This window comes from Autumnicola patrickiae (assembly GCF_031846525.1).
Taxonomy (GTDB): domain Bacteria; phylum Bacteroidota; class Bacteroidia; order Flavobacteriales; family Flavobacteriaceae; genus Autumnicola; species Autumnicola patrickiae.
In genome coordinates, this window is record NZ_JAVRHM010000003.1 from 135,888 (window position 1) to 148,277 (window position 12,390).

The following is a 12,390-nucleotide window of genomic DNA, read 5'->3' on the forward strand; positions in this document are numbered from 1 at the left end:
TTATTTTTTATAATTCAACATTAAGTCCCAGGGTAAAGGTTCTGGGAGAAGGATAACGTCCATTGTCAACACCCATTAAAAGCGCATTCTGATTAAATGTACCTACTTCAGGATCGTATCCTGTATAATTTGTAAAAGTGAAAAGGTTCTGTACACTTCCATATATTTTTAATCTGTTAATTCCTATTTGATCTGCAGCATTAGAAGAGAGGGTATATCCTAACGTGACATTCTGAACTCTCAGGTATGAACCATCATCAATATATCTGTCAGAAATTCTGATGTTTGGGTTACTTTCACTACCTCTTACCAATCTTGGCTGGTTTCCGTCTGGATTATTAACAGACCAATAATCAAGAACTATTGGATTCTGGTTAACAAAGTAACTACTTCCTGCAGTTAGGGTCCTTTTCACCCCATTAAAGATGTCATTACCATAAGAGCCTTGTAAGAAAACTGAAAGATCGAATGCTTTGTAAGAGAATGTGTTCTGAAAGCCGAAAGTAAAATCAGGATGCGGATTACCTATCTGTGTTCTGTCGTCAGTATTTATTACTCCATCTCCGTTAACATCTCGATATTTTATGTCTCCTAACCAGTTGGTGTCAAAAAGAGCATCTTCAAAAGGTCTGCCAAATTGAATTGGAGCATCCTCAAAATCAGCCGTAGTTCTGAAAAGTCCTTCTACTTCATATCCATAGAACATTCCCACCGGTTGACCGGCTTCTGTTCTTGTAACATTTTCATTGGAATCATTCATGTATAGCTGTCCGTAGATTACAAGATCTCCCAGCAATTCGTTCACTTCATTTTTGTAATGGGAAAATGTTAAATTAGAATTCCAGTTAAAGTCACCATCTCCTATAGTACTATAATTTAATGTCACATCAATTCCTCTGTTCACCATTTCTCCAAGGTTAACCCATGGAGCAGCGATAGCTCCCGGAGAATTTCCACCGGTAACAAAATCTGTTGCAGCATGTTGGTATAGGAAATCTCTTGATACTTTATTGTACACTTCTACCGTGGTTCCTAACCTCCTGTTGAACAAGGAAAAATTTAGACCGAGGTTTGTTTGCGTTGATGATTCCCAGGTAAGATCCTGTCTTTCAAAATTTGCATATTCAAAACCTGTACCTAATCCAGTATTCATTGTGTTTAGTCTAACACCGTAAGCGAAGTTAGGAATGTTTTGGTTTCCTACTTCCCCGTAACCACCGTAAATTTTGATGTTCTGTAAAACATCAAAGTCTTCCATAAAGGCTTCATTTGAAAGGCTCCATGAAGCAGAGAGTGAAGGGAAATATCCCCATCTGTTCCCTTCTGCAAATTTTGAAGAACCATCTGCCCTAAAAGAGGCGGTAATATTAAACCTATTGTCAAAAGAATAGATAGCCCTTCCAAAATAAGATTCTAATGCAGAACTTCCTATATATTGACTAGCAATATCGGCTGCGTCTCCTGTACCAAGCACAGGTACCTCATTGCCTACAAAATCTGCATCCTGCGCACTAATTCCTTGCCAGCTTGACTCCTGGACTTCCTGCCCCAGCAGTACTGTTACATCATGATTTTCCCCAAAGGAATTATCGTAGGTTAACAGGTTTTTTACGATCCAGTAATCATTGTTTTCCCTGCCTGCATTCAATTGGTTCCGTCCTCTATCTAAAGCACCATAGGTGAAGGTAGGTTGGAACTGGTCATTAAGATTATTTCCAAAGTCTCCACCAAATTCACTTCTGAGACTTAAATTTTCGTGAAGCTCAAATTCTACAAAAAGATTACCCAAAACTCTGTTTCTTTGAATATTATTTTGAATACTTAAAGCTTCAGCAATTGGGTTTCTTGTACCATATGCTATTTCATCAGCAGTAACCGGCCCTGCAAAAGAACCGTCAGGATTGTAAACAGCCGTGGCAGGGTTATTTAATAAAGACAGCGAAATAATCCCGTTACTGGCATTGTTCAGTGTTATCTGGTCGTTGGTTCTACTTGCAGAGATATTAATACCTGTTTTTATCCAGTCATTAACCTCTCCGTTTACGTTTGCGCGTACAGTCATACGATCAAATCCTGAACCGATTACTGTTCCTTCCTGATCTGTATAAGAAGAAGAGATAAAATAGTTTATTTTCTCATTTGCTCCAGAGAATGATAACTCATGGTTTTGCTGAAGGGCATCATCAAATATTTGTGCCTGCCAGTCGGTTCCAGGACCTAAAAGATCTGGATGCATAAATTCCATTTGCGGATTAAGTTCATAGATCTCCGCAACATTATTCTGGTGAATTGCATACTGCTGCAGGTTCATCACGTCCATTTTATTTGTTGGACGTTGAAGAGCGGTGTAGGTATTGTAGGCTAATCTGCCTTGGCCAATTTTACCTTTTTTGGTGGTGATCAATACTACACCATTAGATCCTCTGGATCCATAAATGGCAGTGGCTGAGGCATCTTTAAGGATGTTGATGTCAGCAATGTCATTAGGGTTAATCGCCGCTAAAGGACTTAATCCTTCTGCTCCGGCCTCACCGGAAACCGGTACACCATCAATGATATAAAGAGGTTCGCTGGAACCGGAAATGGTATTTACACCACGAATTCTTACGGAAACCGCAGCACCCGGTTGCCCGGAGTTCTTGGTGACCATAACCCCTGAAGCACGACCCTGCATAAGCTGGTCCACACTTACCTGTGGAACATTTTCAAATGATTCTGAGCTTATCTTAGATACAGACCCAGTAATATTCTCCTGCAACTGGGCACCATACCCAATTACCACTACCTCTTGCAGGCTTTGCGAATCTTCATCTAAAGTAACGCTAATTCTTTCGTCTCCCTGTACAGTAATCTCCTGAGACAGAAAACCGACGAAGCTAAAGACGAGTACGCCGTTTTCCCCTACAGTAATTTCGAACTCACCATCAAAATTTGTGGTGGTTCCGTTACTGGTTCCTTTTTCAATAACGTTTACACCTAACAGTGGCATTCCCTGGGCGTCTGTAACATTACCTGTAACAGTTTCCTGGGCAAAGCCTAGTTGTGTGATTAGACAGAATGCTGCGAAAAGGATCATCCTGCCTCTTCTGTTTAAACAGCCTTTACTTTTAAGTAATTTAATTTGCATAAGAATAAAATTGTTTGATTTATTTAAACAATTATGGTTTTGGGATTTTTTAAGTTCTATTTTAGAACATCGCTAAAAACACCGGCCCCTTTTTTAATAGTCTTCAAATTTAGACGGAAAGTTAAGCCTTGGTTAATATTATTTTATCATTTAGTTGTGTTATTTTTCCTCCCTCTGCACAATGTTCAGAATTAGAAGTGGATTAAATAATTGTATTACAGGGTGTTATATCTGAAAAGGTGGTTAATTGTGTTTTTTACACTAATTGTGTTAAAATTTTTGCATTTTTCCTTTCCTAATTTGTTAAAAGGTGAAAGCGAAGGTTTTGCATATCAAAAAATTATTCTTTTGTTAGTTCTGCTTTCACCAGCCTCCCAGATTCTGTTAGCACCTCGTCATCCTTTAGTTGTTCAGGTGTTGTTCCCGGTATTATCGCTGCAGACTTCTCGTCTTTGTCTGCAATAGACCAATTGCACCAGGAAATATTGTTTTCTTCTGCAAAGTTCCACCATCTATGGGATTCTTCAACATTAATCTCATCATCGCCACTGGCGAGGGTAGTGCCAAATTCTGTGATAAACAAGGGCAGGTTTTTATTTAATGCAGTTTGGGCAATATTTCGCAACTCCTGTTTATGCGTGGCAGCGTAATAATGCAGGGTGTAAGCAATATTATCTCCTTCTATAGGATCTTCAGCGGCCAGATCTACTCTTTGGGACCACCGTGGTGTACCACATATAATAATATTGTCAGGATCATGACTTCTTATTTCTGAAATAATTGTTTTATGATATGGCTTTAAGACATTGCTCCATGACACGTCGAGCGGTTCATTATAGGTTTCATATAGAAGGTTAGGCTTATCCCCGTATTTTTGAGCTAATTCCCCAAAGAATTCTTTTGAAGCTTCTATGTGATCTTCGGCATGGTGGTCGTGCCAGTCTACGATTACATAAATTCCCAATTCAATAGCGGCATCTATTACGCGGTAAACCTTTTCTTTTTCCCTTTCTGGATTTTGTAAATAGCCATCATGCTCAATCGCCATAGCTGCTCTTATTACGTTAACATTCCAGCCTTCCTTTAGGTTTTTTACAGTCTCGAAGTTGTAAAATTCAGGCTCCCATTGGCTCCAGAAAAGTGACATTCCTCTTAGCTGAATATTTTCACCATTCTGGTCTACCAGGTTTTTCCCCTGTATGCGGAGTTGTCCATGAATAGCCACAGGAGTCTCATTACCGGCTACTTCTTCCTCAGCTTCTGTTTCCTCTTCTTCCGCTTGTTCCTGTTCAGGAGCGGCTTCTTCATTTGTTTCCTCATCAACTGCGGGAGTTTCTTCTATAGGTCTTTCTTCTGCGGGTTCCTGGGCAGGAGAGCAGCCAGTGAAGAATAATGGTTGAATTAATAGTAGAACTACAAGTATATTTTTTTTCAAAAGCATGATAAAATTATTAAATATTATTTAGAGTACACGTTTGATTCCGCTGAATTCTTCCCTGTATTGGCTGGGGGTGCAATTCCGGGTTTTCTTGAAAACACGGTTAAAATTGGCTATATTATTAAAACCACAATTAAATGCAATTTCAGCAATACTCATATCCTTCTCGATGAGCCATCTGGATGCATAGCCTATTCTCGTATCGTTTACATAATCTATAAAGGTTTTTCCGGTTCTTTTCTTAATAAACCGGTTAAAAGAAACCTGACTCATATTTACCAGTTGTGACATCTCTTCAAGACTTATTTTGTTCTGATAGTTTTCCTGAACAAATTCATATATTATTTTTATCTTCTCGCTATTCTCAAAATTTTTGTTATCAGAAATATACGTGGATAGCAGGCGTTGTTTTCTGGAGTTTGCCAGGTCGTGCAACACCGAAATAAACTCCAGGAAATAATCAATACTATCAATTCTTGATAAGCGCTGGATCTTTGGTTTTATTTCTTCTGAAATTTTAGCCGAAAATAATATACCGTGAGCAGACCTGTCGAACATATCTTTTATCGGCTTCATGATTCTGCGGCTTAATAACTTGGAGTCAAAGAGGTCGTTATGAAAGTGTATAGTAACTTCGTGTATGGCTTTGCTCTTGCAATTATGTAGTTCCCATCCATGCTGAAGGTTTGGGCCAACCAAAACAAGTTCAATTTCGTTAATCTCTTCCATGCTGTCGCCAACAATCCTTCTTACACCTTTACCGTTAGCGATAAAATTCAACTCGTATTCAGGGTGAAAATGAATGGGGAAATCAAAATCGTCCTTTACCCTGTCGAAAACAAGGAAGCTGTCTTCAGGTGAAAGTTGGGTAATCTCTCTGTGAATATCTTTATTCATGAAAAAAGTTTTAAAGTCAACTATTAAAATTTAATTATAAAATGACAAAATGGTATTAATATAATAAGCTCAATCGTTTTAATTTTGGAATCACTTTAAATTTTTAGGATAAATAGCATTTTGTCTAAATAAGAAAGGTTAAAGATACTATAAGCTTTTATTAAAATAAAAAGATATTATCATCACTTTGCAGATTTAATCTAATATCATGAAATATTTTGTCAAATTAATTGCGGTATTTTTCTTCTTCATAATCGCCTCTTGTGGTTCTCTAAATACATTTAATGCCGTTGTTTTAGCAGATAAAGACGCGACAAGGGAAACTAAAATTCTTTATCACCGCATAAATGAAATAGCGAAGGAAGGGATTGCATTTGGACATCAGGACGCAACAGCCTATGGGATTGGATGGAAACATGAAGATGAACCGGGTAAAGTAAGAAGTGATATAAAAGAAGTTACAGGAAAATTTCCTGCAGTTCACGGTTTTGATCTTGGGCATATAGAACTTGGAAAACCACATAATCTCGATACCGTATCTTTCGAGTTAATGCGGAATCATATCCGGGAGATGCATAGAAAAGGTGCTGTGATTACTTTTAGCTGGCATTTGGACAATCCTGTGACAAATGGAAGTTCCTGGGATGCTACTTCTGCGGTATCAGAAATTCTTTCTGGTGGAGCTCAACGCGAAAAATATAAACTTTGGATAAGAAGAATTTCAGAGTTTTTCCTTTCTCTAAAGGACGATAATGGCCAATTTATACCTGTGATCTTCAGGCCTTATCACGAAATGAATGGCGGATGGTTCTGGTGGGGTGAGGGCAATGTTTCAAATTCAGATTATGTACAATTGTGGAAGGAAACTCTGGAGCTTTTACAAGGTAATAATGTGCATAATCTCCTGTACGCTTATTCCCCAAATACAGTTTCAGATAAAGAGGAATACGAGAAATATTACCCCGGGGATGCTTATGTGGATATCCTGGGAATTGATATTTACAACCATGGAGGAGACGAGGTTTTTTTGAAGAACCTAAAGTCTAACCTGGAGATTCTAAAAGGTAAAGCAGAATTAGCAGATAAACCCTATGCACTTACAGAAACGGGAAATAACAATTTTGGTGAAGGGGAAAATTGGTGGACACAGGTTCTTTATCCCGGAATAAAAGATTCTGGTATCTCGTGGGTTTTACTTTGGAGGAATGATAGTCCTTCTCATTATTTTTCTACGTATAAAGGAGAAATTTCTGAAGAGGATTTTAAAGAATTCGAATCTTTTGAAGAGATTTTATTTCTTGATGCAGTAGAAGATATTTTTAATTAAAATAAGCGTTAATGCTACAAGGTTTAGACATTGCCATCATCCTGGCATATCTGGTAGGAACTATTTTAATAGGACTTGCATTACGGAAAAAAGCTCAGAAAAGTAAAGATGATTACCTGCTGGGCGGGAAAAGCCTTCCCTGGTACATGCTGGGACTTTCAAATGCATCGGGCATGTTCGATATCTCAGGTACTATGTGGCTGGTTACATTAACCTTCGTCTACGGTTTTAAAAGTATCTGGATCCCATGGCTCTGGCCGGTCTTTAACCAGGTTTTCCTAATGATCTATTTATCGGCCTGGCTTAGACGATCCAATGTGACCACAGGTGCAGAATGGATTCTCTTTCGCTTTAGTAGTGGCAAAGGAGGAAGGCGTTCCCATGCAATTATCGTCGTTTTTGCAATACTTAGTTGTCTTGGATTCCTTGCTTATGGATTTATCGGACTGGGAAAATTTGTAGAAATCTTTATTCCGTGGGAAATTGTTTCGGCTTATATACCTTTTGATATACCTCCGGCCTATATACCGCATTTTTATGGTACAATTTTCACTCTGTTTGCAGTTTTCTACTCCGTTTTAGGAGGGATGTCCGGTATTGTTTGGACAGACCTGCTTCAATATACGATCATGACCGTTTCTTCTATTGCTATTGCTGTAATTGCGTGGCAGGCGGTAGGGGAGAACACCCTTAATGTTCCTGATGGATGGCTTAATCCATTTTTTAACTGGGAATTAAATATGGATTGGAGCGGTATTATTGATGAAGTAAATACCAAAATTATCTCCGACGGATATTCCCTCTTCGGAATATTTTTTATGCTCATGGTCTTTAAAGGAATCCTTGCCAGTATCGCGGGGCCGGCACCTAATTATGATATGCAGAAGATCCTTTCCACCAAATCGCCTCTTGAAGCTGCAAAAATGAGTGCGTTTTCGATGTTTGCCCTTATGCCTACCAGGTATTTAATGGTGGGGGGATTTGGGATTCTGGCAGTTCTTTTTTATGATCGACTAGACCTTACGACTGCAGGACTCCTGGATTTTGAAAAAGTTCTTCCCGCTTCCATAGAACAATTTGTACCGGTAGGTCTGCTTGGTCTGCTTCTAGCCGGTCTCTTGGCCGCATTCATGTCCACTTTCGCAGGAACTTTAAATGCTGCCCAGGCATACCTGGTAAATGATATTTACTTAAAATATAAAAATCCTCTAGCCTCTTCATCTAAGGTTAAGCTGATGAATTATAGCAGCGGGATTGTAGTGGTAATTATTAGTATTATTCTGGGATTTTTTGTTCAGGACGTAAACTCAATATTACAGTGGATCGTTTCAGCATTATATGGAAGTTATGTGGTTTCCAACGTACTTAAATGGCACTGGTGGAGATTTAATGGAGAAGGTTATTTTTGGGGAATGCTATCTGGTATAATTCCAGCTTTAGTTTTCCCTATTTTCACCGATACCCTTGATCTTTATTACTTCCCGGTAATTTTATTAATATCAATTGCAGGTAGTTTAATAGGAACTTATACTGCAGCACCAACAGACGAACAGACACTCATAAATTTTTATAAGCAGACAAGACCATGGGGATTCTGGAAACCAATAAAGGAAAAAGTAAAACAGGACGATCCCGGGTTTCAGGAAAATAAAGCTTTTGGAAGAGATATGTTTAACGTCCTTATGGGAACTATAGCCCAAACACTTCTTGTTGTAATCCCGTTTTACATAATTCTGAGGGAAAATGTTCCTCTTATTATCTCTTGTATAATCCTTATCATCAGTGTGATAATTTTAAAGAAAAACTGGTGGGATAAAATTAAAACCGAACCAAATATTACCAGAAAAAATTGAAGAAAAAGATGACCTTTAAAGATGAAAACAATACTATAAATAAGCTTTCCAACTTTCAAAAGTTGCTGGAACGCCATCAAAAGCTAATCGAAAGAGCAAATCATCCGGAAGAAATTTCCAATGGAGTTTATGAGAGGTTTCAATTTCCTGTGATTACAGCAGCACATACGCCATTAGAGTGGAGATACGACTTTAACCTTGATACTAACCCTTATGGGCTTGAGCGAATCGGGATCAATGCCACCTTTAATCCTGGTGCCATAAAATGGAACGATAATTATGTTCTCGCTTTAAGGGTGGAAGGGAATGACAGGAAATCCTTTTTTGCCATTGCCGAAAGTCCTAATGGTGTAGATAATTTTAAGTTTTGGGAAAAACCTGTAGTTCTTCCGCAAACAGACGAGCCCGATACTAACGTTTATGATATGCGGCTTACGCGTCATAAAGATGGCTGGATTTACGGAGTGTTCTGTACAGAAAGAAAAGATAAAAACCGTCCTGAAGATACTACTGCGGCGGTGGCCAATGCAGGGATTGCCCGTACTAAGGACCTTGTAAACTGGGAACGTTTGCCCGATTTAATTTCTAATTCGGGACAACAGCGCAACGTTGTCCTGCATCCTGAATTTGTAGATGGAAAATATGCGCTGTATACCCGTCCGCAGGATGGATTTATAGAAGTGGGTAAAGGAGGGGGAATTGGTCTAGGGTATGTGAAGGACCTGAACAACCCTGTGCTGGAAGAGGAAAAAATCATTAATCATAAGGCATATCATACCATTTATGAGATGAAAAACGGCCTTGGCCCTGCACCAATTAAAACAAAAGAAGGCTGGCTGCACCTGGCACATGGTGTGCGTAACACGGCAGGAGGTCTAAGATATACGCTTTATCTTTTTATGACGGCCCTAGAGGATATTTCTAAGGTGATCCACCAACCTGCAGGTTATTTTATGGCTCCAAATTATACAGAAACAGTAGGGGACGTTCCTAACGTTCTCTTCGGAAACGGATGGATAAAAGATGAAGATGGTAAGGTTTTTATTTACTACGCATCTTCAGATACGCGCTCGCATGTTGCAGTATCTTCAGTGGAAAAACTTTTGGATTATGTAAAAAACACGCCTGAAGACGATTTCACTTCAGCCGCTTCCGTAGACAAGATTGTACAGCGGGTAGACAGAAATAAAACTCTATAAAAATGCAACTTAATTCCCACAAAGACTTTAGGAACGAGTTATCGGCAGAACTGGACAATATTTTGGGTTACTGGAAAAGGTTCAGTCCCGACGATGAACATGGTGGTTTTGTAGGCTGTCGTGATCACTACAACAAGCTTATTCTTAAAGCTAATAAAGGAATTATTCTAAACACACGTCTTCTCTGGACCTTTTCGGCGATAGGAAACTTTAGGCAGGACAAAAGCACAGTTGAACTTGCAACAAGAGCTTATAAATATCTGAAGGATTATTTTCAGGACAAGAAAAACGGAGGCGTGTTTTGGGAACTGGATTATACAGGGAAGCCGGTAAATACCAGGAAACAAATATACGCCCAGGCTTTTGCTGTTTACGCTTTGTCTGAATATTACAAACTCACTAAGGAAGAGGAAGTTAAAAACTGGGCTGTTTCTCTATTCGAACTTATTGAAGAGCATGGGAGAGATAGAAAGAATAACGGATATCTAGAAGCTTTTCAGCAGGATTGGTCACCAATTGAAGATATGCGTTTAAGCGAAAAAGAAGACAACTCTGCTAAAACCATGAATACACATCTTCATATTCTTGAGGCTTATACCACCTTGTATCAGATTACCAAAGAGGAAAAAGTTAGGGAAGCTTTACATAATCTGTCAATTCTTTTTCTTGAAAAATTTTATGCTGAAGAAATTCAGCATTTTCACCTGTTTTTCGATGTAAAGTGGAACAGAACAAACAATATTGTTTCCTATGGGCACGACATCGAAGCAGTTTGGCTCATAATTGAAGCGGTAAGAACATTAAACGATACCGATCTTCTTAAAAAAGCAAATAGAGTGGCTGTTGATGTAGCAGAAACTTTTCTGAAAGAAGGATATGTAAAAGGAGCGGGAGTACTGAACGAAAAGAACCTGGATACGGGGAACCTTGATACCGACAGGCACTGGTGGCCACAGGTGGAGGCAATGGTAGGTTTGGATTTTGCCTTCAGAATAACCAATGAAAATGAATTTCAGGAGGCAATATCCGATATTTGGGAGTACACTAAATCGCAAATTATAGACAGGGAAAACGGAGAGTGGCATTTTCGTTTAAACAAGAATAATGAACCCTACACAAAAGAGGATAAATTGAGCATGTGGAAAGCGCCGTATCACAATTCAAGGGCGTGCATGATGTTATTAAAATAAAAAATTATGAAAAAGCTTAGTTACTTATTGTTATTGTTCGTCTTTATAATTACTACTGCTTGCAGTGATGACGATAGTTTTGATGAACCGGATACGGTTGAAGAAACACCCGAAGAAGTTCCGGAAGAACCTACAGAACCTGAAGCTCCCGAAGAAACACCCGAAGATGAGGATCAGCAGACTTATGCTTTTACTCCCGGGGAGGCCAGGAGCTATATAGTAGATGGATCGGCTTCAGAAGAAACTGTGGCATTATTTTATCACTTGAAAGCAATTTCCGATTCCCGGTTTATCATAGGCCAGCAGGATGCTTTTAATGCTTTTTATAATGATGATTCCGGAGAATCCGATATGAAAAAGCTAACCGGAAGCGATCCCGGGATGCTCGGCTCAGATTTCATGTTTATAACAGATGATTCCAATAACGGGGAGGCCGGTAACTGGTTCTACCAACAGGAACAACAAATTATTCAGGACGCTATCGAAGCTTACGACAAAGGCATGGTGAATGCTTTTAGCTGGCACCTGCGTGAACCTTATGAAGGGGATCATTTTTATACCAGTGAAATGACTGCCTTTCAAAAAGAAAATGCTTTTAGAAGTATAATGGAAGGAGGTGCCAATCATGAATATTATAAGGAAAAGCTTCAAAAAGTAGCAGAGGTGGTGAAAAACATGAGAGGAAGCGACGGTGTTCTTGTACCGGTGATTTTTAGACCCTTCCACGAATTCGATGGTGATTTTTTCTGGTGGGGAGCACCTTATTCCACACCGGCAGAGTATAAGGAGGTTTGGAGATTTACCGTTACTTACCTCAGGGATGAGATGAATGTCCATAATTTACTGTACGCTTTCTCACCAGATAATAGCTATACCAGCAAAAGCGCCTATTTGAGTCGGTATCCCGGAGACGAATATGTGGATATTCTGGGTATGGATAACTACGGAGATCTTGCAGCGCAGGACGGCTCTGGTGTGGCAACCGCAAACCAAAAGCTAAAAGTTGTTTCAGATCTTGCGAAGGAAAAAAATAAAGTGGCAGCTTTAACCGAAACAGGTTATTTTGTAGATGCACAAAACCCACTGCCTCCCAATTTTTATTCTGAAAATATTTACAAAGTCATTACAGAAAATGATGTGAATATCGGCTTTATAATGTTCTGGCAAAATTACTCCGACTCGTATACTGTCCCTGTTCCGGGAGTAGAAGGGGAGGATGATTTCGTCGAGTTCGTTGATAAAGAGGAAGCGCTTTTATTAGAAGATCTCCCATCATTGTACGAGCTACCTGCTAATTAGGACTAGTTGATTTTTATTAAACAAGAATATCTGGCAGGGACAATTCGCTTTGCAACTTAT

The 12,390-nt window shown here is 39.1% G+C and carries 8 protein-coding genes; 5 read left to right on the plus strand and 3 right to left on the minus strand.

Translation table 11 applies throughout. The features are described from left to right. Positions 1-7: 7 nt before the first annotated feature. From RM549_RS04255 to RM549_RS04265, 3 genes are all read right to left on the minus strand, one after another. Complete coding sequence (locus tag RM549_RS04255) at positions 8-3,127, minus strand: SusC/RagA family TonB-linked outer membrane protein (RefSeq protein ID WP_311681896.1); 3,120 nt, start codon at positions 3,125-3,127, stop codon at positions 8-10. A gap of 340 nt (positions 3,128-3,467) precedes the next feature. Beyond that, positions 3,468-4,568: a glycoside hydrolase family 5 protein gene (locus tag RM549_RS04260; RefSeq protein ID WP_311681899.1), complete on the minus strand. Its 1,101-nt coding sequence runs from the start codon at positions 4,566-4,568 to the stop codon at positions 3,468-3,470. 21 nt (positions 4,569-4,589) lie between these two features. Continuing rightward, a complete protein-coding gene (locus tag RM549_RS04265) occupies positions 4,590-5,462 on the minus strand; it encodes an AraC family transcriptional regulator (RefSeq protein ID WP_311681901.1) in 873 nt (290 codons plus the stop codon). 208 nt (positions 5,463-5,670) lie between these two features. On the opposite strand from RM549_RS04265, the gene RM549_RS04270 reads away from it, so the two are divergent. From RM549_RS04270 to RM549_RS04290, 5 genes are read left to right on the plus strand one after another with little or no spacing between them, the layout of a single operon-like run. Further along, the gene (locus tag RM549_RS04270; RefSeq protein WP_311681907.1) at positions 5,671-6,789 is read left to right on the plus strand and encodes a glycoside hydrolase family 26 protein; all 1,119 of its coding nucleotides are present in this window, start codon (positions 5,671-5,673) and stop codon (positions 6,787-6,789) included. 11 nt (positions 6,790-6,800) lie between these two features. After that, a complete protein-coding gene (locus RM549_RS04275; protein ID WP_311681915.1) occupies positions 6,801-8,642 on the plus strand; it encodes a sodium:solute symporter family protein in 1,842 nt (613 codons plus the stop codon). Continuing rightward, positions 8,639-9,841: a glycoside hydrolase family 130 protein gene (locus tag RM549_RS04280; RefSeq protein ID WP_489752688.1), complete on the plus strand. Its 1,203-nt coding sequence runs from the start codon at positions 8,639-8,641 to the stop codon at positions 9,839-9,841. The genes RM549_RS04275 and RM549_RS04280 overlap by 4 nt, the downstream gene beginning before the upstream one ends. Before the next feature lie 2 nt (positions 9,842-9,843). Further along, positions 9,844-11,031, plus strand: a complete 1,188-nt coding sequence (locus RM549_RS04285; protein WP_311681922.1) for an AGE family epimerase/isomerase — start codon at positions 9,844-9,846, stop codon at positions 11,029-11,031. Positions 11,032-11,037: 6 nt separating this feature from the next. Beyond that, the gene (locus RM549_RS04290) at positions 11,038-12,330 is read left to right on the plus strand and encodes a glycoside hydrolase family 26 protein (protein ID WP_311681930.1); all 1,293 of its coding nucleotides are present in this window, start codon (positions 11,038-11,040) and stop codon (positions 12,328-12,330) included. Positions 12,331-12,390 lie beyond the last annotated feature (60 nt).

Coding starts and splice junctions, on each gene's coding strand:
- RM549_RS04255 (WP_311681896.1), bottom strand. CDS start 3,127: ATGCAAATTAAATTACTTAAAAGTAAAGGCTGTTTAAACAGAAGAGGC.
- RM549_RS04260 (WP_311681899.1), bottom strand. CDS start 4,568: ATGCTTTTGAAAAAAAATATACTTGTAGTTCTACTATTAATTCAACCA.
- RM549_RS04265 (WP_311681901.1), bottom strand. CDS start 5,462: ATGAATAAAGATATTCACAGAGAGATTACCCAACTTTCACCTGAAGAC.
- RM549_RS04270 (WP_311681907.1), top strand. CDS start 5,671: ATGAAATATTTTGTCAAATTAATTGCGGTATTTTTCTTCTTCATAATC.
- RM549_RS04275 (WP_311681915.1), top strand. CDS start 6,801: ATGCTACAAGGTTTAGACATTGCCATCATCCTGGCATATCTGGTAGGA.
- RM549_RS04285 (WP_311681922.1), top strand. CDS start 9,844: ATGCAACTTAATTCCCACAAAGACTTTAGGAACGAGTTATCGGCAGAA.
- RM549_RS04290 (WP_311681930.1), top strand. CDS start 11,038: ATGAAAAAGCTTAGTTACTTATTGTTATTGTTCGTCTTTATAATTACT.